The 26072-nt window shown below is 45.5% G+C and carries 20 protein-coding genes, 4 pseudogenes and 1 riboswitch; of the genes and pseudogenes, 7 read left to right on the top strand and 17 right to left on the bottom strand.

What is annotated here, in order from left to right:
* Positions 1-18 precede the first annotated feature (18 nt).
* The 3 genes from ACZYR9_RS16325 to ACZYR9_RS16335 form a co-directional block, all read right to left on the bottom strand.
* Positions 19-1518: an aldehyde dehydrogenase gene (locus ACZYR9_RS16325; protein ID WP_488979556.1), complete on the bottom strand. Its 1500-nt coding sequence runs from the start codon at positions 1516-1518 to the stop codon at positions 19-21.
* Positions 1519-1537: 19 nt separating this feature from the next.
* Positions 1538-2692, bottom strand: a complete 1155-nt coding sequence (locus ACZYR9_RS16330) for an iron-containing alcohol dehydrogenase (RefSeq protein WP_488979557.1) — start codon at positions 2690-2692, stop codon at positions 1538-1540.
* Positions 2693-2793: 101 nt separating this feature from the next.
* On the bottom strand, positions 2794-3846 hold the full coding sequence (locus ACZYR9_RS16335) for a TRAP transporter substrate-binding protein (protein ID WP_488979558.1): 1053 nt from the start codon (positions 3844-3846) through the stop codon (positions 2794-2796).
* Positions 3847-4354: 508 nt separating this feature from the next.
* On the opposite strand from ACZYR9_RS16335, the gene ACZYR9_RS16340 reads away from it, so the two are divergent.
* Positions 4355-5017 carry a GntR family transcriptional regulator gene (locus ACZYR9_RS16340; protein ID WP_488979559.1) on the top strand — a complete coding sequence of 221 codons (663 nt, stop codon included), beginning with the start codon at positions 4355-4357 and terminating at the stop codon, positions 5015-5017.
* A gap of 107 nt (positions 5018-5124) precedes the next feature.
* Here the strand turns inward: ACZYR9_RS16340 and ACZYR9_RS16345 are convergent.
* Both ACZYR9_RS16345 and ACZYR9_RS16350 read right to left on the bottom strand, forming a co-directional pair.
* A pseudogene (locus tag ACZYR9_RS16345) lies at positions 5125-5822 on the bottom strand (group II intron maturase-specific domain-containing protein); the annotation flags it as partial.
* A 342-nt stretch (positions 5823-6164) separates the two neighbouring features.
* Positions 6165-6302, bottom strand: a pseudogene (locus ACZYR9_RS16350) (oxidoreductase); the annotation flags it as partial.
* Between the two features lie 238 nt (positions 6303-6540).
* Here ACZYR9_RS16350 and ACZYR9_RS16355 point away from each other — a divergent pair.
* From ACZYR9_RS16355 to ACZYR9_RS16365, 3 genes are all read left to right on the top strand, one after another.
* The gene (locus ACZYR9_RS16355) at positions 6541-6966 is read left to right on the top strand and encodes a MarR family winged helix-turn-helix transcriptional regulator (protein WP_488979560.1); all 426 of its coding nucleotides are present in this window, start codon (positions 6541-6543) and stop codon (positions 6964-6966) included.
* A 138-nt stretch (positions 6967-7104) separates the two neighbouring features.
* A complete protein-coding gene (locus tag ACZYR9_RS16360; RefSeq protein WP_488979561.1) occupies positions 7105-7668 on the top strand; it encodes an FAD-dependent oxidoreductase in 564 nt (187 codons plus the stop codon).
* Positions 7669-7694: 26 nt separating this feature from the next.
* Positions 7695-9173: an aldehyde dehydrogenase family protein gene (locus ACZYR9_RS16365; RefSeq protein WP_488979562.1), complete on the top strand. Its 1479-nt coding sequence runs from the start codon at positions 7695-7697 to the stop codon at positions 9171-9173.
* A gap of 79 nt (positions 9174-9252) precedes the next feature.
* Here ACZYR9_RS16365 and ACZYR9_RS16370 read toward each other — a convergent pair whose 3' ends face one another.
* The 5 genes and pseudogenes from ACZYR9_RS16370 to ACZYR9_RS16390 form a co-directional block, all read right to left on the bottom strand.
* On the bottom strand, positions 9253-9825 hold the full coding sequence (locus ACZYR9_RS16370) for a YdhK family protein (protein ID WP_488979563.1): 573 nt from the start codon (positions 9823-9825) through the stop codon (positions 9253-9255).
* A gap of 331 nt (positions 9826-10156) precedes the next feature.
* A complete protein-coding gene (locus ACZYR9_RS16375) occupies positions 10157-10303 on the bottom strand; it encodes a cupin domain-containing protein (RefSeq protein WP_488979564.1) in 147 nt (48 codons plus the stop codon).
* A gap of 102 nt (positions 10304-10405) precedes the next feature.
* Positions 10406-10675, bottom strand: a pseudogene (locus ACZYR9_RS16380) (cupin domain-containing protein); the annotation flags it as partial.
* 174 nt (positions 10676-10849) lie between these two features.
* Entirely contained in the window at positions 10850-12262 is a 1413-nt protein-coding gene (locus ACZYR9_RS16385) for a HAMP domain-containing sensor histidine kinase (protein WP_488979565.1), read from the bottom strand.
* The gene (locus ACZYR9_RS16390; RefSeq protein WP_488979566.1) at positions 12259-12966 is read right to left on the bottom strand and encodes a response regulator transcription factor; all 708 of its coding nucleotides are present in this window, start codon (positions 12964-12966) and stop codon (positions 12259-12261) included. The genes ACZYR9_RS16385 and ACZYR9_RS16390 overlap by 4 nt, the downstream gene beginning before the upstream one ends.
* Before the next feature lie 162 nt (positions 12967-13128).
* Here ACZYR9_RS16390 and ACZYR9_RS16395 point away from each other — a divergent pair, with 162 nt between their 5' ends.
* The gene (locus ACZYR9_RS16395) at positions 13129-15606 is read left to right on the top strand and encodes an S-layer homology domain-containing protein (RefSeq protein ID WP_488979567.1); all 2478 of its coding nucleotides are present in this window, start codon (positions 13129-13131) and stop codon (positions 15604-15606) included.
* A 192-nt stretch (positions 15607-15798) separates the two neighbouring features.
* Here the strand turns inward: ACZYR9_RS16395 and ACZYR9_RS16400 are convergent, their stop codons facing one another.
* The 5 genes and pseudogenes from ACZYR9_RS16400 to ACZYR9_RS16420 all read right to left on the bottom strand — a co-directional run bounded on the left by ACZYR9_RS16400 (position 15799) and on the right by ACZYR9_RS16420 (position 20422).
* Positions 15799-17382, bottom strand: a complete 1584-nt coding sequence (locus ACZYR9_RS16400; protein ID WP_488979568.1) for an S-layer homology domain-containing protein — start codon at positions 17380-17382, stop codon at positions 15799-15801.
* 51 nt (positions 17383-17433) lie between these two features.
* Positions 17434-17521: riboswitch (cyclic di-GMP riboswitch) on the bottom strand.
* Between the two features lie 74 nt (positions 17522-17595).
* A complete protein-coding gene (locus ACZYR9_RS16405; RefSeq protein ID WP_488979569.1) occupies positions 17596-18180 on the bottom strand; it encodes a cupin domain-containing protein in 585 nt (194 codons plus the stop codon).
* A 114-nt stretch (positions 18181-18294) separates the two neighbouring features.
* A pseudogene (locus ACZYR9_RS16410) lies at positions 18295-19094 on the bottom strand (aldo/keto reductase).
* Between the two features lie 30 nt (positions 19095-19124).
* Positions 19125-19640 (bottom strand): cysteine protease YraA, encoded by a 516-nt coding sequence (gene yraA, locus ACZYR9_RS16415; protein WP_488979570.1) that lies wholly within the window; start codon positions 19638-19640, stop codon positions 19125-19127.
* 29 nt (positions 19641-19669) lie between these two features.
* On the bottom strand, positions 19670-20422 hold the full coding sequence (locus tag ACZYR9_RS16420; protein ID WP_488979636.1) for an IclR family transcriptional regulator: 753 nt from the start codon (positions 20420-20422) through the stop codon (positions 19670-19672).
* Between the two features lie 447 nt (positions 20423-20869).
* Here ACZYR9_RS16420 and ACZYR9_RS16425 point away from each other — a divergent pair, with 447 nt between their 5' ends.
* Positions 20870-21784, top strand: coding sequence for a LysR family transcriptional regulator (locus ACZYR9_RS16425; RefSeq protein WP_488979571.1), 915 nt, complete (start codon positions 20870-20872; stop codon positions 21782-21784).
* Positions 21785-21904: 120 nt separating this feature from the next.
* On the opposite strand, the gene ACZYR9_RS16430 is transcribed toward ACZYR9_RS16425, so the two are convergent.
* Both ACZYR9_RS16430 and ACZYR9_RS16435 read right to left on the bottom strand, forming a co-directional pair.
* Entirely contained in the window at positions 21905-23305 is a 1401-nt protein-coding gene (locus ACZYR9_RS16430; RefSeq protein WP_488979572.1) for an MFS transporter, read from the bottom strand.
* A 95-nt stretch (positions 23306-23400) separates the two neighbouring features.
* A complete protein-coding gene (locus ACZYR9_RS16435) occupies positions 23401-24210 on the bottom strand; it encodes a TrmB family transcriptional regulator (protein WP_488979573.1) in 810 nt (269 codons plus the stop codon).
* A gap of 414 nt (positions 24211-24624) precedes the next feature.
* Here ACZYR9_RS16435 and sstT point away from each other — a divergent pair, with 414 nt between their 5' ends.
* Positions 24625-25842: a serine/threonine transporter SstT gene (gene sstT / locus ACZYR9_RS16440; RefSeq protein ID WP_488979574.1), complete on the top strand. Its 1218-nt coding sequence runs from the start codon at positions 24625-24627 to the stop codon at positions 25840-25842.
* Positions 25843-26072 lie beyond the last annotated feature (230 nt).

Here is a 26072-nt window from a genome sequence, read left to right on the forward strand (position 1 = left end):
ATGCTTCCCGCTTGTGGCTTAGCTACTGTAAGGATCCGGTCTCGACTCCGATAAATCCATCATGATGCTCTTGGTTTGCGTATACAATTCCATCACTTCCAAACCGTTTTCTCTGCCGTAGCCGCTCATCTTGTAGCCGCCGTAAGGAACAGCCCAGTGGAACTTGCGATACGTGTTCACCCATATCATTCCTGCCCGGATTTGATCCGCCACGCGATGGGCCTTGCGGACATCGTTGGTCCAAAGACCGGCAGTGAGTCCAAAAGATACATCGTTCGCTATATGCACCGCTTCCTCTTCCGTCGTAAAAGGAACGACCGTCAACACCGGGCCGAACAGCTCTTCCTGGCAAATCATCGACTGATTGGTTACGTTCGTCACGATCGTTGGGCTGTAATAAAAACCTTCTTCCAGCCCGGCTACCTTCGTTCTTGCGCCTCCGGTTAAAATTTCCGCTCCGTCCGCTTTGGCCTGATTCACATATTGTTCAATGCTTAACAGCTGTGAATTCAACGATTGCGGTCCCATGTGAGTCCGCTCGTCCATCGGATTGCCGACGCGAACCTGCCTCGCCTTGTTGACCAGCTTTTCGAGGAACTCATCGTAAATTTTGTGGCTAAGCAATAATCTCGCGCCCGCAGCGCAAGTCTGGCCCGCATTGATGAAGATGCCAGATGCGGCGGCAATCAACGCCTGATTCATGTCTGCATCGTCGAAAATAATATGAGGCGCCTTGCCTCCGAGCTCAAAGGAAAGACGTTTGATGTTGATAGCGGAGTCCTTGATAATGCTTTGTGCCGTTGGACCGGACCCCGTAAACGCGATCTTGTCGACATCCCGATGCGAGGCTAACGCCGAACCGATTTCTTTTCCCGGGCCGGAAACAATGTTCACCACACCCGCAGGGAAGCCAGCTTCCACCACCAGCTTGGCAAACTCATAAGCAGTGATTGATGTTTGTTCGGCAGGTTTGACGATCACGGTATTTCCAGCTGCCAGAGCGGGAGCCAGCTTCCAGGCGATCATCATCATTGGAGAATTCCATGGGATGATCGCGCCCACCACTCCGACGGGCTCTTTTCGGGTATAAGTAAAAAGATTAGTATCGTGAGGAAGATAGCTTCCATAAATTTTATCCGCAATGCCGGCATAAAAATAAAACCATTCCCTAACCATCGGAATTTCGCCGTTTAACGTTTCCTTATAAGGCTTTCCGTTATCCATCGACTCCAAATACGCCAATCTTTCCGTGTTTTGACCGATGAGATCGCCGAGCTTACGAAGCAAACGGGCGCGCTGCGTTCCGTTCGTCTTCTTCCATGGTCCTTGCTCGAAGGCTAGTCTTGCTGCGGAAACCGCCGTCTCAATATCTTGACGTCCCCCCTTGGCGACCATAGCCCAAGCTTTTCCGGTGGCAGGGTTAATCGATTCGTACACTTCTCCTGTTGCCGGAGACACAAATTCATTATTAATAAACAATTTATCGTAGATTAACAAATCTTTTTCAACTGATTTCATTTCGCTTCCTCCCGAATGGTTATCTAAAAGCTTTTTCCAGAATTTGTACCAATCCTTCATAAGTGACATCCCTTGGGTTCGGCTTAATCTGTCTATCGTTCGTCATGCCGTCTGCGGCAATAGCTGGAATACTATCTTTTGTAATGTTCAGATCGTCCAAAAATTGTGGAATGTTAATATCTCTGGACAAGGACTGGACCGCAGTGATCGACCTTTCTGCCGCTTCCCTCACAGACAAATGGTCCACCTTCTCGCCCATGGCCGCTGCTATATCTTTATATCTCTCCATCGAGCTGATGAGGTTATATTCCATCACATAAGGAAGTAAAACGGCATTGGCTATCCCATGCGGGATACCGAATAAACCGCCCAAGGGCATTGCAAGGCCATGAACCATACCTGTTGCGGCACTGCCGAAAGCGATGCCCGCATACAGACTGCCGAGCATGGCATCCGTTCTGGCCTGCAGGTTCTGGCCGTTATGTACGGCTGTTCTTAACGATTTGCTGATGAGCTGGATCGCCTGCAGCGCAAAATAATCGGTCAATGGTTGGGCAAAGCGGGATACATAGGCTTCAATCGCATGAGTGAGCGCATCCATCCCGGTCGATGCGGTGATGCCCGGAGGCAGATTAAGTGTCAATTCAGGGTCAACGATGGCCACATCCGCAAATAAGCGGGTGCTTACGATGCCCTTTTTTGTTTTTTGCTCCTTCAAACTGAGCACGGCCACATTCGTGACCTCGCTTCCGGTACCCGAGGTAGTCGGAATTAAAATCTTGGGCAGACCGGGCACCTTGATCTTTTCGATACCAAGATACTGCTCGATATCCCCTTCATTGGTGGCCAATACCGATGCACACTTGGTTACGTCCAAAGGACTTCCTCCGCCGAGCCCGATCAAAAGATCAAACTGATTCAATTTCACGAAATTTGCGCATTTTATTACCGTTTCCAAGCTTGGATCCGGCTCAACATCGCTGTAAATTTGAACCTCCATGGCAGGCAGCAAATTCTGTATATTTTTGGGTATTGGAGTATTAATCAATCCGTGATCCGTAATAATCAAAACCTTTTTCCCGCGCAGTCTTTCAACTTGAGCAGGCAGCTCCTTAATCGAGCCAACGCCCATAATCACTTTGTTTATCAGATGAAAAGCCTGGATAGATTGCATTCGTTTCAGTCCTTTATGTCGAGATTATCGTAATGGCGAGAAGCCAGCACAACCGCAATCATATAGGGGGAAGAAATAATCATCTCCCCCCTTTATTTCCCCTATTTTCTTCCCGGCAGCAGGTCCATCAAGTCTTTGCCGAATTGCGATTCGAATGTGGTATAAACCGACTTTGTTTTCTCCCTGAACGGAGCCTTATCAACCTCCGTAACGATCATCCCATTTGCCTTCAGATCTTCAAGCAATTTCTTATCCTGCTCCTCCGCAATATTTCTCTCGAAATCGCGGGCCTGTAAGGCAGCGTCATCGACTACCTTCTTCAGGTCATTCGGCAAGCTGTCGTAAAACTTTTTGCTCATGATCAATGGGGCCGCACCATACAAATGACCTGTTAAAGAAATGTGCTTTTGAACTTCGTAAAATTTGGAGGAATGAATCAAAGGCACCGGATTTTCTTGTCCGTCTACAACCTTTTGTTCAAGAGCCGTGAACAGCTCAGGGAACGAGATCGGGGTAGGGTTTGCTCCTAATGCCTTAAACGTGTCTACATACGCTTTATTTTCCGGCGTTCTGATTTTCATTCCCACCAGGTCATCCGGTGTCTTAATCGGTTTTTTAGAATTGGTCACATTACGGAAACCATTTTCCCAGAAGCCGAGACCTTTTAACCCTTTATCCTCAATCATACCGAACAGCTTTTTGCCCAACTCTCCGTCGAGAGTTTTATAGGCTTGCTCCTTATTTTCAAAGGCAAAAGGCATATCCAAAACCAAAAATTTCGGTTCGACGATCCCCATGGTAGCCCCGATAACCCCGGCCTGCACTATATTTCCCTGCATGCCTTGCACCAGTTCTTTTTCGCCGCCCAATTGTCCGCTGTGGAATATCTGTACTTTGATCCGGCCGTTGGAATTTTTCTCGACGACCTCTTTAAACTTCTCGCTTCCTTTTTGATAAGGATGCTGCGGAGCCAACACATGTCCAAGCTTAATGGTGAACTCACCTTCGGAAGCGGTTACATTTTGGACCGATTTGGGGTCCGATTTCGCATTCGATACCGCGGGAGCAGATGATGATCCCTGACTGCCGCATCCAGCGAGCATTGAAGTTAACATTAAAGTCATTGCAACACCAATAGAGATTTTCTTAAACAAAGTAGTTCCTCCTTATAATTGAGTATAAAGTAACGATCAACCAATAACACCAACATTTTCAACAATGTTGTATTGTCTCTTCGATGCTGTAAAAGGGAAAAACTTTACTGAAACTTTTCTTTCTCTGATCTTAGTGAGGCTCCATTCGCTTATGTAGTCGTCAAGTGTCATTCGGTGGTCTTCTGTCATCTGCAATCTGAAGAACGAAAAATCCCTTTTCATGCATTAAATATTGTATACATAAATAAATTTGTATACAATTAATTTTATTGTCTACATATTACAATCGATGTTCCATTTTGTCAACCGTTTAAATTGCAAAAAATTTATCGTTTAATAAACAAAAACCCATAATATAATAAAATTGCTTGTCAAACCTAACAACATTGACTTTAATGCATGATTGTATACAATATATATGAATGAACACAAAATGTGAAAAAAGATGATTCACCATACTGCTGGATGTTTCTTTTTAAATCAGGGATAGGAAAGGTGATGAAATAGAATGACCACCGATATGAAAAAAACGAATTTATACGAACAAGTTTACCAATCCATTAAGGAGTTTATAATTCAGGGAGAATTCCAGCCGGGGGAAAAACTTAAAGAAACGAAGCTTTCGGAAATGTTAAATGCAAGCAGAACCCCCATCAGGGATGCCTTGAGAAAGCTTGAGCAAGAGGGGCTGGTCATTTGCTACCCGTCGCAGGGCGCCGAGGTTACAAGTTTGAGCAAGGAAACCATCAAAAACCTGTACGCATGCAGGTCGGTATTGGAAGGTTTGGCGACACGCATGGCCATCCAAAACATGAGCACGGATCATTTCGACATCCTGGAGGAAAGTATCGTTTTATCTCGGCTTTATTATGAGAAAGGGGAATTGCATAAGGTAGTGGACAAAAATACGCTGTTCCACGATACGATTCTTCAATCAAGCAAGAATCCCCCACTGATCCAAATGATGGATAACATAAGAACCCAAATCTTAAGATATCGAACGATTACGAGCTCCATCGGATTTCGTCCGACTTTTCTGGAAGAGCACTGGAGTATTTATCAATCGATGAAGGATCGAAATGAAGATGAAGCCGAAAATTTAATGAGACAACATGTCCTGGACGACCTGTCTACAATTTTACGCGGATTGGAGAAATACTCCGCAAAGTAATGAGAAATGCGAAAAATCTATGCAGGCAATCGAGTAGATAGGGGCGACTAGCCCCTGACCTCTCACACCACCGTACATGCGGGTCCGCATACGGCGGTTCCTAAAGGTTAACGAATTTCGAGATACCGAAACGTTAGACTACGTAGCCCTTGATCTTTCCAGTAGGAAGGTTGAGGGCATTATTTATGTCTCGGGACATTTCCCAGTAACCGCGGCGTGAATTGGCTATCATTCTCGCTGCCCAATCCGGAACGCCTAGGGCTCTCAGGTTTCTCAATCTAGTGCGTGGCAGTTTCCACTGCTTCCACTTACACATACGGAGTCTGCGGCGGATCCATTCATCGAGTCTCACGCAGTGAGTCTTTGCGGATGCTAGGCGAAAGTATCCAATCCAGCCCATCAGGTAGCGATTGAGTTCCTTAATTCGGTTTACCATCGTGACACCTCTAGTCCTAGAGGTGATCTCTTTGATACGATCCTTGAACGGTTCGATCTTCTTGGGAGCGATGCGAATGGTTGCTTCTTTGTTGCTTACAAAACTAAAGCCGAGAAATTTCCGTTTCCAAGGGCGGTCTACCGCGCTCTTATCCCTTTTCACTCTCAGTCTAAGCTTCCCTTCTACAAAGCCAATGACCGATTCCATAACCCGTTCTCCAGCACGTTTGCTTCTTACGAAGATGTTACAGTCGTCCGCATAGCGGACGAAGCGCAATCCCCGCTCTGACCATTCTTTATCCAGGTCATCTAACAGAATGTTTGCTAGGAGTGGACTCCAGGGACCACCTTGCAGCCTTCCGGCTGCGGTTACGAAGTTACTTCGCATATTCCACAGGTCTCCCCAGATAAGAACGTCATCTTTCCGCCCGCAGCCACTCAAGTTTACAAAATTAGCCTTTGGCGGCTTAGGATTTCGTCATGTTATGGTGACTCATCCGACTAACCCTGCCTCAAATTGAGTTCGTGTACCTTGGCTCGTGCTTTTGCTTCAAACTCCCTTCAGATTCAACCTCGCGGCTGACACCCTTGCTCTTGGCTAACGGTAGGCGTTCGCCAGCCCCCGTTCGGGACTCTCACCCTAGAGATGACGTCCATGCTGGGCGTACATATATATAACCCGGTACCTATACGGCACCGGGTTTTGAATCCATTAGAACAGCACATAATGTCCTGGCCCGATCAGTGCAACACCAAATGCAATGGCAATCAAAATAAGGTTGTACTCATAACCACCTGCTGTGGCCCAGAATCCGTTTTTACCATGGACTGCAAAAATAGAAACCAGCAATAGATTCAAGGCTTTTTAATGTCAATATCTGTTTTACATTACTTATAGCTTCCTTTTCTAAACTAGTTAAGTTCAACCGAATTTTCTATATTTTTGCTAAAAAAGTTACATTAGCTTTTAAATCTGCTTTGGTAGGATATTCTTTTTCCATATACAAAAAATCAATTGACATCAAAAATACTGCAAATTATAATGTAGCTATAACAACTGTTGCTATACATACTAAGGAGGTGGTTGTTTGAAGTTGTCGCTGCACGACTATATTAGCATTATGATTCACCAGACAGACCTAACCTTGACTAGTTATGTTAAAAAGCAATTAGCACCTTACAATCTTGCGCCTGAACAAAATTTAGTTATGATGCTTCTTTGGGAAAAAGATGGCCTTAACCAAAATGAAATTGCAGAACAACTAGTTAAGGATAAAACAAATGTTGCACGCATGCTGTTTAATCTTGAACAAAAAGGTTTTATCCGAAGAGTATGTCCAAGAAACGATCGACGGTCATTGTTGGTTTATTTGACAGAAGAAGGAAAACAGCTTGGCCATCACATTATTCCTCTCACTGAGCAATTTAATGATTTAGTAAACAAAGGCATTACAAATGAAGAACGAAAGGAACTAAAAAGAATCCTTACAAAGATAAGCAATAATGTTAGATAGGATCTGGCTTGCTTATGATGTTTTCTTGAATTGTTTCAAAAAAGAGACTTTACCCGCGGCTAAAGTTGCTATAACAACTATGTATATAAAAGCTTCAACCGCCAAAAAAATTCAACTCACTAAAAGGAGTGTCGAAATATGTACGATATTGCTGTTATAGGTGCAGGGCCTGCTGGAGCAACGGCTGCACTCTTTGCTGCTAAAGCCGGCAAAAAAACTCTATTCATTGATCATGATAAAACCATGACAAAAAGAGCTTGGGTTGAGAACCATTATGGTGTAATGGAAATCACAGGACCCGATCTTGTAGAAATAGGAAAAAAGCAGGCAAGCAAATTTGGGGCAGAAATGGTTATCGATACAGTAAATAACATTACAGATACAGACACGGGTTACAAAATTCATTTAGAGAACCAAACCTTTGAATCGAAACAAGTGATTTTGGCTACTGGTGTATTCATTGATCTGGCCGAAAAAATTGGGTTAATCACAAAAGAGGGTACTGAACCGCGCATAAAGAAAGTGATCTCCGTCGACGACAATGGTAAAACCAGCAAAAATGGCATTTGGGCAGCAGGAACGGTAGCAGGGGTAAGCGTTCATACCATTATCACAGCCGGCGATGGTGCGAGAGTCGCAATCAATGTAATAAGTGAATTAAATGGGGAACGTTATGTTGACCATGATGTACTTAAATCTTAATTCCAATTAGAAAGAAGGCTACTGTTATGATAAATCAACCGATTATTGTTCATGCAATTATCAATGGCGAGAAAGTGGCAGCAGACAAACAGTATCCCCGTGAGAATCCGACGAACCCTAGTGAAATTGTCGGTTACGGACCTATCAACACACGTGAAGAGGCCATTAAAGCGATTGAATCTGCAGCAGCGGCTTTCCCTGATTGGGCTAAGACGCCGATCGAGGAACGTATTGAACGGATGAAGCGTGCTATTGAAAAAATAAAAGACGCAAGTCCGGAAATTTCGCAGCTTCTGTCCCGTGAGCATGGTAAACCTCTATACGATGCTGAAGGCGAGCTGGCTATTTCCTTAATGTGGATGGAATATGCCTGCAATACGGCCAAGGAAGTGCTTAAAGATCAGGTACAGGAGCATGACCACGGCAAAACCATTATCACAAAAGATGCCATAGGTGTTGTTTCAGCCATTACACCATGGAATTATCCGCTCTCCCTTTCGACCATTAAAGTCGCCCCGGCGCTCTTGGCGGGAAATACCATGGTGCTTAAGCCAAGCCCCCTTGCGCCATTGGCTGTCAGCAAAGTCATTGAGATCATTGCAGCTGAGTTTCCGCCAGGCGTGCTTAACATGGTCCATGGTGAATCGGATGTGGGCGTGGAATTGACCTCTCATCCCAAGGTTTCCAAAATTGCATTTACCGGCGGCACCAAGACGGCAAGAGCCATCATGAAAGCCGCATCCGATACCATTAAAAATATGACATTGGAATTAGGCGGAAATGATGCAGCGATTATTCTCTCTGATTTCAATGTGAACGATGAACGCGCGATGCGCCGACTCGTGATCTCAAACTTTCTGACTGCCGGACAAATTTGTATGATTGCGAAAAGAATCTATGTCCATCGCTCGATTTATGATAAGTTCGTGGAAAAATATATTGAGGCGGCGAATAAATGGATTCGGGTGGGTGATCCCTTTAACCCGGACGTTACCGTTGGTCCAGTGAATAATGCCGGCCAGGTTAAGTTTGTGCAGAGTTTAATCGACGATGCTCGGAACCGCGGCGCCGAAGTAATCAAGCTGGGGCGTGTTGTTGATCCCGAACTGTTTGATAAAGGTTACTTCATGCAGCCTACCTTAGTATTGGGTGCCGGATATGATGACCCTATTGTAGTAGAAGAACAGTTTGGCCCTACCGTTCCTATCTTACCTTTCGATGATGATGATCAAGCCATCTTCTTAGTCAATGACAGTATCTATGGTCTGACAAGTTCTGTATGGGGTGAGGAGGAGCATGCCATTAGGGTAGCACGGCGAATCGAAGCAGGCACAACAATGATTAATACAGCTGCCGTACAGGGACTTGACGTTCGCTTCCCATTCGGCGGAGTGAAGCAGTCTGGCATTGGGCGTGAATATGGTTCAGAAGGTCTTCTCACCTATGTTGAAACGCACGTCATTAACATACCAAAGGTCGGGGAATTGCCTTATATTCCCGAATAACAAACCACGTTCTAAAAATGTCGGAGCATCTTGCCCCGACATTTTTTTCTTATCTAAATACTTCCGCCAGTCTATGACTTTATTTCTCTGAAAGCTCGCTTTCAGTTACCCATTGATGATTGGTCACTTTTTCTCCACCCGTTGTCGGGGTGTAATCAACCATATAGACCGTCATTGGTTCAGCGGATACGATTTCAGCAGCTGCACCCTTCATTCCAGCCATGTGATCCGCCTCTAGTGTAACCTGTACACCCGGCTCTAAACTTTGGCCGCCGGAATCTTTGATTTCTTGCTGAATAACCCATCGATGATCGGTCACTCGTTTCCCGCCTGTTGTCGGAGTATAGGAAACAACGTAGGCTGTAGTATCATAAGCTCCAACGATCGTTGCTGTGGCACCTTGCATGCCTGGGATATGGTCAGTTTTGAGTATCGCTTGACTTCCAACCTTATAGGTTGGATTCTTTGCTTCCTCTAATCCAGCAGGAACCTCACCTGAACCGGAATGATTCATGTCTGAATGGTCCATGGCGGAATGGTCCATCTGGTTGTTATCACTGTTTGCAGGGCTCTGATGGGTCGTATTATTCCCACATGCTGCTAATAAGGCAATCATTACAATGGCAACGGTTAAAATCACTGTTTTTTTCATTACGTAACCTCCTACGGATGATTGATGGCTTGTCCTTGACCAACGTGTTGATTCCCGCACCAAGCCGAACGATTCTGGCGGGATAGTACAAGTATAATCATCACTTATGAAGATCCTGTGTAGAAGAACAATCTTAGCTTATATATACGGCTTTCTTTAGGCAGTCGGATTTCGGGTAGTAGGAAAATCCAGGAGCCTTCACAACCGGCCACTTTTCTTTCCGCAAAGCATTCATTACATCCGAGCCTACATTTAGATTCTCCTGTACTAATTGATGAGGCGTGAGTGCCATCCACTGATTCAGAGAAACATCTTCAAAAAACGATCGCTCTTAAACATCTCCAAAAAACCACAAGCTTTGGTCACCGGTATTCTGAATATAGTGCCCAAATGCAAACGGCACATATCCTACATCTCCGGCACGATAATTAAACGTGCGAGCCATACCATTGGGAGCAAAAACCGTCATGCGTCCCATATGGATCCGCCACCTGTTGACTCGGACCGGGAACACTCCCTTGAAAAATGTATCGCTGTTGTTTCGGGATCTGATTAAAAGCATTATAGGTACACCAAAATTCGCCGAGAGTACGTCCTTTGGCGTATGTGCGAACCAGTCGGAGATAGATAAAGCATTGAAATCGGAGAATTGGCGTCGTCGAAGACGAGCAAAAACTCGCAGTTTCTTCCAATTCTTGAATCGAATGCGGAATTCCGGGGGGAAGAACCACAGGTCGCCAACTCCGACATCGGCTATAAAGTTCCTCCCATTCTGACCGACTTCCGTAATACATGCCCGGCCAACAAGCATAATAGCCCATTCCGCTTGCTGAAGAGGAGTGTAAATGATTTTGGAAAATCAATCAAGGAATGGATACATGAATCCACCTTATCCTGTCTATCCATATATTGGCATGGTACAACGATTAGTCTGGAGAAACCGATGCATCCACGGCCAATTTTTGAATCACTGACGGTTCAAAGATTCGGCTTCTCATACTACATACAACCTCAACTCTGCCTCCTAAGCCGTGCTTGGCAACCAAATGCGAAACACCGTACGTTCGGATTCATTCGCAGCCAGCGAAATGGTTCCCTCATGCAACTCAACAATCCGCCGGCAAATTGCCAGCCCCAATCCCGTTCCGCTGCTGCGCCGGGCGTGGTCGCCACGCACAAATGCATCGAAAACAACAGGCCACAAGTATGGTTCTATTCCAATCCCGTTGTCCGCAATTTCCAAAAGCGATCCATCTTCGCTGCTCCCCGCTAAGCGGATGCTGAACGTCGTGCCGACAGGATTGTACTTGATCGCATTCACAATTAGATTGGCAAGCGCCCGGTTGAAGTGTTTTAGATCCAGCATATGAATGAGCGGCTCCTCTGGAATGCTGCAGATGACCGTAAAGTTCTTTTCCTCCAACTCCGCATAATGTTCCGCGGTGACCTCACGGACAACCTCGCATAAGTCTGTCTGTACTCGGTCTAGGTTGAAAGACGTTTGATTTAGGATCGTATATTCAAACAAGCTGTCGATCAACTCGTTCATGCGTTCTGATTTTTGGGCGATTGCTGTCAAATAACTCAGTTGTTTCTCTTGCTGCGGTACCATCCCATCTCGCAATGCGGCGGCAAATGCGCCGATGGTGGACAGTGGCGTTTTTAAATCGTGGGCCAGACCGGACAGGAGCTGATGCCTCGCATTCTCGTAAGCCTTCTTCTCCTGCTCCGCCAATTGCAGCTTGTCTACCATATAGTTGAATGTATCGCGGATGCTTTGAAATTCGTACGCAGCGTCAAACTGCAGCCGAGCGCCGTAATGGCCTCCCATCACTTCCTGCATGCTTGCATGCAGCTGCTCAAGAGGCATATTGATGCGCATAGAGGTAATCTGGCTGTAGCCCCAAATAAACAGAGCAGTAACGGCGGCAAAAGCGCCAACAGACGTCGCCAGGTACAGCATGATGCCCCGGTTTAGCCGAGTAGGATTAACAATGTGATTGCCGTCCACCAACTCCATCGGCAGTTTAAGCAGATAGTAACCCGAATAGTCCCCACTCAAGGGCGGAGCAATGGAATAGTAATAATCCGCATTCGGATCATTCTCGAGAAACTGCTGCAATTCGTCCTCCGTATAACCGACCGTGCTTTCCTTCGAATGACCGATCGTTTGCACGACTTCCCGTTGATCGTTTAAGATTTCCACCCAGCCGCCGTATTCGGAAATTTGCTTGATCATTGGCCCCGGATCTTCCGCTGTGACGACATCACGGGCCAGCACGAGGCTGGTAAGCGAGTTATCATAATTTTTCTCCAACCCGTAAAACAAGTAAAAAACGATGGTGCTGCCGGCCAAACTAAGGGCGACGGCAAGAATGAGATAGTGGCGGACCATCATACCGCGGACGCTTGCCGGTTTTGTAATCTGTCTGTTCACACAGATCCCATCCTCTTAACAAATTTATAGCCGAGCCCGCGAATGGTGACTAAATAAGGCTGGGCGGGGTCGTCGATTTTGTCCCGCAGTTTGCTGATGCAGACCATAATGGTGTTGCTATCGCCTGCATACATGTCGCCCCATACTGCTTCATAAAGCTGCCGTTTGGTAAATACGCGTCCCGGGTGCTCCATGAAATGCTTCAGCATGCGGAATTCGGTTGAGGTGAGTGTGACCTCCGCACCTTCGCGGGAAACGCTGCAGCTCACTGGATCCAGCGTCAAGCTGCCGATCGTGATCGGGGATGCTGCCGTTACCGAAGTCGGGACGGCATTCCAGTTGTATGTCCTCCGCAGCTGGGCCTGAACGCGTGCAACAACCTCAAGAGGATTAAAAGGTTTCGTCATATAATCGTCCGCGCCCATACCGAGCCCGAGTATTTTGTCATAATCTTGGCCTTTGGCCGATAGCAGGATCACCGGCAGCTGCCTAGTGCGTCGAATTTGACGGATGGCTTGCAGCCCATCCATGTCCGGCATCATGATGTCCATCACAACCAAATCAACAACCTGCTCTTGCAGCACCTGCAGCGCCTCACGACCGTTACCCGCATCGATGACCTGATAGCCTTCCTTTTCGAAATATAACTTAAGAACCTCAACGATTTCCTTCTCATCATCCACGACTAGAATCGTATGCGACATGACCGGACCTCCATTTTGCCATTCTGATCGTAATCATTATACCTTCATTTCTTTGCCAAGGGTGAAAATAAGGTAATATTAAGATTACGCTATGTATCGGGAAAGCTTGATCCACTAAAATGAATTTGAAGGTAAAAAACTCAAGCGAAGGATGCGAAAATAATGAGCAAAAAAATAAAATGTAACATACTCAGGGGGTGCTTCCTCACACTACTGTCGGCAAGCGCTATTTACGCAAGCAGCACGGCGTATCCTAGTGACAATACGGCTTCTGCTGCGGAGCACGCGTCGACTCCGTCTGCTATGGCCATTGCGGCGACCACCGTGAGTGGAGCACCGGCAAGGGATTACTATGTGTCACCGCAAGGAAACGATACAAATCCTGGCACTATGAATGCGCCACTCGCCAGCATCCAGAAAGCGATCGAGTTGGTCGAACCCGGCGGCACTGTATTCCTTCTTGAGGGAAGCTATTACCAAACCGTAAGCATTGCAAAATCAGGATCACCAGCCCAGGGCTACATCACCTTGCGAAACGCAGAGGGACAAACGGCAATACTGGACGGCACGGGCAGGCAGCAAGCAGACAGCGCCATCAGCATCGACAATGCCAGCTATGTACGTGTGGAAGGCCTTGAAATAAGCCATTATCGCACGGATAGCGCCGCTACTACCCCCATCGGCATCCGTGTGAGCGGTAGCGGCAGCAATATTGAAATGGTCAGAAACCGCATCCACGATATGGGGACGGATGCAGGTCTTGGGGAAGGCGGTGGAAATGCGCATGGCATTGCAGTTTACGGCAACGCAGCAAAGCCGCTGCAGCATCTTGCCATTATCCAAAATGAGTTGTACAACCTGAAGCTGGGAGCCAGCGAAGCGATGGCGATTAATGGAAATGTCGACGGATTCCGTATCCTGCAGAACACAGTCCACGATAACAACAATATCGGCATCGACGTCATCGGGTTTGAGGGCACCGCGCCGAACCCTGCCCATGATCAGGCAAGAAACGGCATGATAGCGGAAAACCGCGTATACAATATCTCCTCTTTTGGCAATCCAGCCTACGGGGATGAATACTCGGCAGCCGGTATATACGTGGACGGCGGCAAAGCTGTAACGATCATGAACAACGATATACACGACAACGACTACGGGATTGAACTGGCTAGCGAGCATGCCGGGGGTATGACTTCAAAAGTGGAGGTTTCGCGCAACCGTATTTATCATAACCGGGCGGCAGGCATTACACTGGGCGGCTATGACGAAAATCGTGGGGGGACGGAGGATTGCATCATTAAAGAGAACGAGTTAATAGAAAATAATTCGAAGCATCTCGGTTACGGTGAAATCAATTTCGCCTTCGACACAAGAAACAACGAATTGCGCAATAACAACATCAGAGCCAATGAGGATGGACTCATGATCACAAACGAGTTTGTGCAGAATACTGGAAATACAGTGGACTTCAATCACTATATCAGCAAAGAACACGCGCATTGGATATGGAAAGGCGAAGCCTTTGACAATTTCAGCATTTATCAAGCACAGACAGGGAATGACCTGCATTCAGATTTGTCCATTATATCTTCGGACAATGTCGGGGTACCTACACCGATAGAACCCTTGCTCAGAGCTAACCCGAACAATCTGACGGTTCAAAGAGGTACAGCCAAATCCACTATTGTGACAGTAACCTGCTCTGACACCACGACAGCTCAAATTCTTCCAAGTGATATCGAATGGACCTCGGCTAATACGGGTATCGCACAAGTTTCTAAAGCGGGTGTAGTGAAGGGTATAGCCAATGGTTCTACGGTAGTCACTGCAACTTATGGCGGCCGACACGTTGATATCCTGATCAGCGTCATAGAGCGTTCTTCAGGCTCGAGCAATGGTTCTACAATTACAACGACCCCTGCTCCTGCGCCAACTCCGGCTGAACCAACTGTACAAATTAAACCTGAGAAGACGCCTACAATTGATATTTTTCAATCTGATGTCGTTAAGGCGGACACCCGTGTTATAAAAAACATTCAGTCTAAAGTTGAAGAAGCTAACACATCCCCGACTCCGGTTCAAGAGCCAACAGACGTTAAAGGTCACTGGGCCGAGAAGACAATGGAGTCCTTTCTTAAGATGAACTTCATTCAAGGCTATGAAGATGGCACAGTAAAGCCGAACCAAGAAATTACTCGCGCTGAGTTTGTATCGATCCTGTCTCGAATTTTCCCGGTAAGTGGAACTAAGCAAGTAACGCTCAACGATGTAAGCCATCACTGGGCATATGAGGCTATCGATCAATTTGCAGCGGCCGGGGTAATCGGCGGTTATGGTGACGGTACATTCCAACCTAATAAACCGATCTCCCGCGAAGAGATTGTCATCATTCTGTCCCGCATCGTGAACATGAACGGTGTATCGCTAGATAAATCCAAGGGTAACTTCGCTGACCTGAACGATTCCTATGCAGCAGACGCAATGAAGACTGCAGCTGAAGCCGGAATCATCTCCGGTAGAAATGACGGAAAATTTGATCCAAAAGTGAACTCCACACGTGCGGAAGCTTTGACGGTCATCCGGAACGCCCTCAACTTGAATCCCGAGATCAAGAATCTGTTGGAATCCTTGGATTAAATAGCGGCTATGGAGCTCAGTTTGAAAACTTATTTATAATATCTCGAATATAACCTGTATTTTCCGTACTAATGGACGGCATTTTTTATATTGATTCAATGATGTCAATCTGCCCTTAAGCAAGCAAGTAGCACAATAAAGAAGCCTGCGGTTGTGCGGCCGCGGGCTTCTTTATGCAGACAATGACGTTACTTAGGGAAGATGGATCTTGTTTTTTGCAAACAAGTTCAACGCATCGTTCCATGTCATTTTGATGTCGCCGTTTTCGTACGGCAATTCAATATCTTGCAGCTCCTCGGGCTTTAACTGCTCTAAGCGATCGTTTTCTTGATAATATGTAATATCGCCTTCAAAGCTTAGTGTTCCCTTAGCGACACCATTGACGATCTTCCCGGTAAACTTGATCTCTTTAAATTGATAATAAAGGCTGTCTTTGGAATTCCATCTCCAGGTTGCGTACACACTAGTTCCTATGCGCGGCAAGGCAGACTCCTTCACCCATATCGTTCTTTGTATTTTACCAAGGTCGTCAAACGGCGAATCATTATTAACCGGATGCCTGTTTGTACCGTCCATGTTTTCCATATCTCTGAGCACAAATTGTTTATACCTAATAAACTTCAGTTCGCTATGATCCACTTGGCCGTTGGTCACCGTCATCATGCCGCCGAACCTTGTCGCTTCATTTTTCACAGCAAACCAGAGGTGGTCTAAAGATTCTTCCGGCATCATAAAGACGCCGTTTATTTTCTTCATCGGCTTTTGCCCGTCCAGAGGGATGTCTTCTTCCTGGACAATCGCCCCCTCCGGATTATAATGAACGAAATAGTCTCCGCCGTCTCTGAACGTGTTCGTTTCGTTATAATTCCTCGTTGTTACGCTGCCGTCGCTATTTTCCTTGTAGCCGAGCCCAAACGCGGCGCATACTTCTTGAATCGGAAAATACACGGTTCCGTCCTGTATAACCGGCTTCGTTTTGAAAGTGATAGGCTTGTCATCAAGCTTTAAAACGGGCGTATTGTCAACGGCGGAATCATTCGTGTGTACGACGGAGCCGCTATGAGCTTGATCGGCTTCTGCTCCGGCATCCGCGTCTCCGCTAGGTACAACCGGCAGCACACTCGTATCGGAACTTTGTTCCGGCCTTGCAAGAAGCTCCCCTAATCCGTGCTCGGACAGGTTCTTAATGAACTGCACGGCCTCGGCACGCGTGAGCGTCTTAGAGCCGTTAAATCCGGCTATCGTCGGCTGGTCGGCCTCCCCTTGAGCAAGACCTTTGCCGTACATATACCGAATGGCGTCATCGCCGTCATAATGCATGCCTTGCGTCGAGGCGATCAGCTCCGCCACGCGGATACGCGTGATCGGCTCGCTGCGTGCGTTGATATTTTGCGCGTCCACGGGATAATTCAGCGATGAAGACAGCTGATAATAAGGCCCCGCCCAGTCGGCAGAACCACTTTTGATTTCAGGCTTGTAGCCATGAATGAGCATGGACAAAAACTCGGCCTCCGTCACCGGTTGATCAGGCTTGAACGTCCCGTCCTCATAGCCGCTGACAACCTTTTTGCCGACCGCCCAAGCGACGCTGTCAGCCGACCAGTGCAACTTCACATCCGGGAAAGGGACGCTTGGCCCTTGACTGTCCGCATATGCCTTTTGTACAGGCAAGCTTGCCGCTCCGAGGGTGATTGCTGCGTGCAGCGATAACAACAGCTTCATCGATTTCTTCATGTGTTCATAACCTCGCTGTTTCTCATAATGTATGATCGACAAAATAAAAACCACCTTTATACAAGGAGGTTTGATTGGGGGCACACAATAGAATGCGGACTGGCAATCGGTATTTCCCAGTGGAAATCGACGACCCATGCCATTGCGTCCCGGCTTTTCAACCGGTTTGCCCAAAAGTATAATCATGTATTATTTTGTAGATAAATGCAGTATACAGGATGTAATGATGAAACGAAAGTAAAATTTTCCAAAACCTCATGTGATCCGGTGAGATGGTTGTGTTTGTCGATAGTACGGTTCGGATTTTTTATTCCATTCCTTTAACAGAGGTCCTTCGCTTCCGAAGACAGGATCCGTATCCGGACGAGCAACGTTTTTAATGCTCGCGCGCAATTTGTAGTCTGCTTTTGTATGTAAATCATAAGAAACACCGTTGGGATAAGCGCCAATGACCGAGAAGTCATCGCTTGCCTCAATCCGTTTGTGCCCCGTTCCTGCTGGGAGAATGATGACATCGCCCGTCGAAACCTCAAGGATCGCGCCCTGTTCCCCGCCAATCTGTACTTTCCCCCGGCCTGCGCGGATGGCCAACACCTCATGAACATTGCTGTGAAAATGATGGTAACCGAACACGCCGTTGATCCAGCTGTTTGTCCAATGATTTTTATGAAATGTGTCTTGAATCATGTCCGTTTGTCCTTTAAAGGGGTCACGGTACACGAGAACAGGAAAGTAAGGATGGTTCGGTATCGTTCCATCATCTTCAAAACGATAGGCTGAAACTTCAATTGCAGAATCTTCACTATTGAACAAGGAATCGTTCGATGACGGGTTACACATACAATCACACTCTCCTTTGGGCATTCGCAAAAACGGACATGCCCCAAATAAGTACGGTACAACCGTCTTACTTGAGGCATGAGACGAGCAAAGATAAGTTTTTATTTACTCGTTTTATCGCATATTCATTTCGCTTGGCTTTGGACCCTTGCGCCGGTCGCGGTTCAGCTTGTTGATCTCTGCCATATCATTGGCAGTCAGCTCAAAATCAAATACATTAAAATTCTCTTCGATTCGTGATGGCGTCACGGATTTCGGGATTACGATGGAGTTGTTTTGCAAGTGCCAGCGCAGTACTGCTTGAGCCGGCGTTTTGCCATGAGCTTCGGCAATCTTCAGGACCGCTTCATCTTTTAGCACATCGCCTCCACAAAAATATCATGTTTGCCGCAAAAATCCTTCAACTCATTCTGGGCAAGGTATGGGTGGCACTCCACTTGGTTTAAAACAGGCTTCACTTCACATTCCTTAAGCAAGCGTTCCAAATGCTCAATATCGAAGTTGCATACGCCGATCGCTTTGGCGCGCCCTTCACGATACAGCTTTTCCATGGCTTTATAAGTATCAATGTACTGATCATATTGAGGAGTAGGCCAGTGGATTAAATACAAGTCAATATAATCGAGCCCCAATCTTTCAAGACTTTCATCAAATGCGCGCAAGGTGTTATCGTAGCCTTGATCGCTGTTCCAGACTTTTGTCGTAATAAACAGCTTTTCACGAGGATCAGCCGATTGTTGAATCGCTCTGCCGACACCTTTTTCATTCTTATAAATCATCGCAGTGTCAATAGATGTGTAACCTACTTCAAGCGCTTTGGAAACCGCCGCTTCAGCTGCATCATCTTCTACCTGCCAAACGCCGAACCCGAGTTGAGGCATTTGCAAACCATTGTTTAAGGTAACAAAATTCATACGATTATCCCTCCCAATTTAATTAAATAATCAAGCGTTGCCCAGCAGCTTCAAGGATTCACGATTGAATGCCGGAAGATCGTCCGGAGTACGGCTCGTTACGATGTTGCGGCTGACGACGACTTCTTCATCTTTGTAGTTTGCGCCGGCATTTTTCAAGTCGTTGCGAATGGAACGATAGCCGGTGATATCGACGCCCTTCAGCAGATTCGTGTCGATCAGCACTTGCGGGCCGTGGCAAATGGCGAAAACCGGTTTGCCCTCCTGAATAAACGCTTTAGCAAATTCTCCAAACCGATCATCCTCACGCAGCAAGTCAGGCGAAAATCCGCCAGGAATTAGCAGCGCATCGAAATCAGTGGGATTGACATCGCCGATCCCTTTATTTAAAGTAAGCTTTTCACCATGTTTACCGGTAATCTCTTTGCCTGATTCCGGTCCAATCGTCACAATCTCGTGGCCTGCAGCTTCGAATGCTTTGGCAGGATCCGTGAACTCCACATCCTCAAACAAATCGGTGATAACAGCAGCTATTTTTTTCCCCATTTAGAATTCCTCCTGCTTTTCTAAAATAATCAGAGTGTATCCGAAATTGCTTTCGCGCACGCTTTAACCAACTCAATATGAGTTGTGTCCTTTTCTTTGCTCAACCGTACCGAAGGACCGGTCAAAGCAATGGCGGCAATGACTTGCTTCCCTTTGTGAATCGGAGCACCTATACAGCGGACGCCGGTTTCTCCCTCTTCATTGTCCATGGAATACCCGTTCAATTGAATACGATTTAATTCTTCATAAAATAAATCAGAGGACGTAATGGTATGCTCCGTCTTTCTAACAAAAGATAATTTTTCAATAATCCGTGTTTGCTCTTCCTTGTCTAGAAAAGCTAAAAGACATTTCCCAATCGCATCCGTATGAAGGGGAAGGCGATCACCGATTTCATGATGGGTTCGCGTTGCATATTTTCCTGGTACGGCTTGTGTGATGATCATTTCCGTCCCATGAAGCATCCCTATATACGTCGTTTCCCCGGTTTCGTTACTCAACTTTTCCATAAAGGAAACGGATCGCCATAGGAAGTAGTCGTGCTTTTGCTGATTTTTTTCCAGAAGCTTCGAAATCAGAAGATCGGATACAACGTATCCATTTTCTTTGTTTTTTTCAATGAGATGATTTTGCTCCAACGTGCTTACCAGACGATAAGCGGTACTCTGATTCAACTTCAATTTTTCGATAATCTCTTGGGTAGATAAATGAGGATGATCTAAAATTAGATTAAAGATGTCCAATCCTTTTTTTAGCGTTCCAACTTCATTACGATTTTTAATTTTGCAACCTTCTCCCTTCCGTTTTTTGTATTTATTTCAGTCATTATTGTAGCACGATGAGAAGTCATTATCAATTAAAGAGAATTTAAAAATAAAATTATCCATTATGGATAATTTTATTCGAATTCTGGTCATGCTAAAGTCTACTCATCCCAGTCAATGGAATACCCGCCACTCTTTTTTACTCCACTAGCAATGATCACATATGTGGAATTGTCAACATCCATTTTTTCTATTCCCCTGCGATCCTCCAACTTCTGGTTTGCTTGTTCGAGATCCATCTTTGCATCAGGGTGAGTTTTTAGCTGATTTGCGCGGTCAATAATGCTGTAGCTTTCTGAGCAACCACTTAATATAAATATAGCAGGAAAAACCTTTTGAAAAACGAAAATAATCGATAAATGCCATCAAAAAATTCGATACTTAAAACCTGTGAGGTGAATGGAGATGTTGGCGCACCTGGATGGACGATTTCTGGTCACCTTCTTGACGGTATTAGAGGAGGGGAGCTTCAGCCGGGCGGCTAAAAAACTTGGTTATGTCCAGTCGACTGTGACCTCGCAAATTCAACTGCTGGAGCAGGGATGCGGTCACAAGCTTTTTATACGGTTTCCTAGGGGAGTTCAGCCGACGGAGGCCGGAGAGATGTTGGCCGTATACGCCCGTCAATTCGTCAAGCTGGGGAAATCGCTGGAGGAAGCGTTCGTAAGCATGGAGCAGCCCCGGGGCACAGTACGGGTTCGAGCGTTGGAATCGTTTTGCGTTACCCGATTAACCGGATTTTTGGGCCCATTCTTTACGGAATATAGGGATGTGCTGCTGAAGCTGGAGACCGGTTTTCAATCGGACATCGTCGAACAGGTGGCCTCACACAGCGCTGATTTTGGTATTGTTCCCAAAAATCCACTAAGGGAAGATATAGTGTTCGAGCCCTTGGTCGAGGAAAATATGGTGCTCGCAGCTTCCAAAAATTTGGCGGAGCGCATTTATGTCAAAGGATGGAATCATTTAAGCGGGACCCAGGTAATAGGTTTCGGCAACCGTTGCATCTACCAAACCGACGGGCATACATTGTTGACTCAGCTCGGAATGCCTACTGAAACCCAGATGGTGGAGTTTCCAAGCACTGAACTCATCCGCTATACCGTGGCCAGCGGACTTGGCATTGCTTTTGTTCCTGAGGTAACGATGAAACGAGAGCTGAGCGAAGGCACCGTCGTCTGTCTCCCGCTCCCGAAGCAGATAACACTGACGCACGGGCTCATCCGCCACAGAGATCACGTTCTGAATACGCCGTCCAAAGTGTTCCGCGACAAGCTGTTGGCACACTTTCCTCTCAGACCTATTTCACTTAGCGTGTAAAATGAAAGAGAGGCAGTTGCCCTTACGGGACATGCTTGCCTGGATACCGTGACGTTTAAACTTAAAGCCGCCGCTGTGCGGCGGTTTGCTTAACTGAAATGCTTATCGGTTTGTTCTAAATCATATTTTAAACTGCTTCTTCCGTAACCAACTATAAAGACTGAGGAGGATCGACCCAATCATGATACATGAATACCATTGGATTGCATGGGTTAGACCAACCCATTGCCCGATATAACCAAGGGTCACGATAGGAATACTGATACCTAAATACGTCACTACAAAAAATGAAGAAGTCATATTTGCCCGAATCTCATCCGAGGAGCTTTGGTTAAGGTACGCTAAGCTTCCCGCATAGGTAGGTCCGTTACCTAACCCAATAAAGATAGTCGTTAAAATCAGCATAAATAAAGACTTCGAATATAAGGTAAAGATCATACATAGTAAGCCAAGAATCAATAGAATATAGCCTATTACAATTAAACGAATCACCGTTTGTTTTCTCAACATGATTTGATGAATGGTTGACAAGCCTAATACTAAAGCCACCATAGTACCCGATAAGCTAAGACTGGAATGACTGGTAAAAAGGTTAAGATAGGTGGGCATCACCGATAACATCAAGCTCATAATCCCCCAAGAAAGAAAAGCGGTAAAGGATGCTAACAGGAAGGGTCCCCGAACCTCTTTCGCTACCGATGGAAATGTAATGGAGGTTACCCGATCCGAGGATGTCCTATTTTCAATCATAAAACGAAGTCCCATCATCCCTACCATGGCTAGTAAAACGTGCATGAGATAAGAGAATTGAAGGGGGTATGGAGCATAATCCCCCAAAAATCCGGAAATAAGCGGAGCAACCGCATTGCCTAAAGTTCCGGCAATGGCAGCAAGAAATGCACTTTTTAGCCTGTCTTGATTAGGATGGAACTCCGTCATGTATGTAACTGCAATTCCGTTCAGAATTCCTACCGACAATCCTTGAAAGAGGCGGGACACTAATAATCCGCTTACCCCATCTGATAACGCAAAGCCGATTGAACCCAAAATGGAAAAGATCAGCCCTGTTAACAATACCTTTTTCTTTCCCCACTGGTTCCCGAGTTGTGCAACTAGGATAATCGTTGGAATCACGATTAACGCATAGAATGCATAAATAAAGGTCATCATTCCTGAAGATAGCTGCCATTCTGTCCGATACAAAGTATAAAGAGGGGCGGGGAGATTTGTGCCCAGTAAAGTAGTACACAAACAGTAAGCCACCAGCCAAAAGGAATACCGCCGTTGGATGGATACATCTACCTTCACTACATGAGACACGTTTCTTAACTGTGCAGCAAAAGATTGAAATGATTCATCACTTCCCGTTGCTGCGATTTTAATTTCGGTGAGCTTTGTTTTTTTGTAATTCCCCGCCCTGATCTTTTCAATGTTGTAGCCGCGACGGACAAATAAGTCAGATATCTGAGCCAATACTCCCGGTTGGTTCTGTACAAGAATAAATATCTTATGAGTCAACACATTTTCCCGCTCCTCTCCTCTTTGAAATAATTTCTCATTAATATTAGGTGTTATTGATCTAACGACTATAAAAAAAGGAAAGAAAATACGGTTCCTTATTCGAACCGTTTTCCTGTAACCACATAGTACAAATCGGGATCGTTTCTCCAAAAGGATTGAACCTTATCCGCCCCAACTTCCTTTGTTAACTCTCCAAACGCAATATCATGCCGGATATATTCCGTCGCCACTAAAACTAAAGCAGGGTCTTTTGATTTGACTGCCCAGGCGGATGTATTGGGGCTGAAATTCGCAATTAATACTTCTTCCTTATCACGAGCCACAATCGTTAAACGCCCGCCCATTCGCTTTTCAGATATATCAGGAGCCATGAAATCGTGATGATACGTTACACCCAGTTTCGTATCCGGTTCCGAAAAAAGCATGGAAAACACCTTGATTCCTTCTCGAATCCGTTGCTCTATTACAGCTTTGACGATGGAAGCCTGTGGGTTCCACATGGATAGCCAAACTTCTTCTTGTGCTTTATCAATCATATCTACAATTTCAGCCATCACATGCTCATCACTATTCACACGCCAAATTACATCGGTATCCCGTTCGTTTTCCAGCGTCATTAAATTTTTTTCGAGAAAATCAATCGATTCATCGAAGCTTTTGCGCAATCGGTGAATTAATTCTTTCGCCGGAAGGGGCACGTACTTCACGGGTTCTGAAGGGACGGTAAAAATAGCTCCCTTGTCCAATAGTTTCCCTAAAACCTCATAAATCATTGAGCGAGGAACACCGGACCGTTTACTCAGTTCGTATCCGGTTACAGGTGAATTTTTTAGCAAGTGAATATACGCCTTGCATTCATATTGAGAAAAACCTAACTTCTGTAATTCTTTAATGATTTCATCCATAAGTCCGTTCCTTTGTAGTAGTTATTATAATACTCACTATAGGCTTCATCTTTACATATGTCAATTGAAATTCGTGTTCTTTACATCAGTAACACGGCCCAATCGATGCCCATTCCTGAGAGAACTTCAGTTATTCATGATCATCGATTTGTCTACAAACTACTTTTATGTTACCATTTTATTTTGGCATAAGCTCAAAAAAACCAGTTTAAATCATCGAAGCATCAGCTGTTCTAACGGAAGCACCTGCCAGTTGACGGTGCTTCCGTTTTTGATGGAACTTATTTGTCAAACTTTACATTCGTTGAGAACCAGCCATTTCGTGATAAACTACACTTAACTTATGAACTTACCTCATTTCAATCTTAGGAATGGGCTTAGTTATAATTTCCATATTGAATCCGGAGGAAACGCATGAAAACATTATTAGTCAAGTGGAACCAATTAAGCCTGGTAAAGCGAATACTTGCGGGTATTATAGCAGGCATTATCTTGGCTTTAACGATTCCTAATGCAACAGTGATCACCATTTTCGGTTCCTTATTTGTTTCCGCATTAAAAGCAGTAGCACCCGTATTGGTCTTGCTCCTAGTAATGTCCGCCATATCTAAACATAAAAAAGGCCATCAAACGAATATGAAATCCATTCTTTCCCTCTATGGTCTAAGCACTTTTCTTGCAGGGCTTACAGCGGTTATTGCAAGTTTTATATTTCCGGTGAGTTTGTCACTTGTAAAGGGTGCTGAAGACCTGACTCCGCCTCAAGGAATTGTAGAAGTACTTAAGGCATTATTGTTTCAGGTTTTTGACAACCCAATTCACGCCCTAATGAATGCCAACTTTATCGGGATATTATCTTGGGCAGTCCTTCTAGGCATTGCTTTAAGAAATGCCAATGACAATACCAAAAACTTGCTTGCTAATTTTTCTGATGCCGTATCACAAATCGTCAAATGGGTAATCCATTTGGCGCCGTTAGGAATCATGGGACTTATTTTTGATTCTATTACAGCAAACGGACTTTCTTCCTTACTTGATTACGGAAAATTACTTTTCCTTCTTATTGGTTGTATGTTATTTATAGCACTAATCGTCAATCCGTTGATCGTATATTTAAATATTCGCAGAAATCCATATCCGCTTGTTTTTAGTTGCCTGAAGGAAAGTGGGATTACCGCATTTTTCACCCGGAGCTCAGCTGCAAACATTCCAATCAACATGAGATTATGTGAAAAAATGGAGTTGGATAGGAATACGTACTCGGTATCCATTCCATTAGGTGCTACCATTAATATGGCGGGCGCAGCAGTTACGATTTCTGTCTTAACTCTCGCAACTGTTCATACCCTTGGTATTGAAGTAGATTTTGGTACGGCGCTTATTCTCAGCGTACTATCCGCAGTATCTGCTGTAGGTGCCTCAGGTGTTGCCGGCGGGTCGCTCTTACTCATTCCCCTGGCTTGCAGCTTATTCGGCATTCCGAATGAAATTGCAATTCAAGTCGTTGGTGTAGGGTTTATCATAAGTGTTTTACAAGATTCCTTTGAAACAGCACTTAATTCATCCTCCGACGTACTTTTTACAGCAACCGCTGAATATGCAAAAAAACGAAAAGAAGGAAATGTATTATAGACAATCGAGTGTGGGGCGCCTCGCCCCCTCCTCTAACAACACCAAGCATGAAAGGTTGACCAAATTCCAAGTAACGAGTAAACCAACATTGAGCCCTTTCGCTTCCCTATAGGAAGTTGAAGGGCATTTTTCGTGTTCCGAGATCTCTCCCATGCTCCTCTAAGAGAGTTGACCCTCATTCAAAGCTGCTCAGTCAGGAATATGTACGTGCAAACCACGATTGGTCACTA

The sequence above is a fragment of the Paenibacillus sp. F024 genome, from assembly GCF_057814255.1.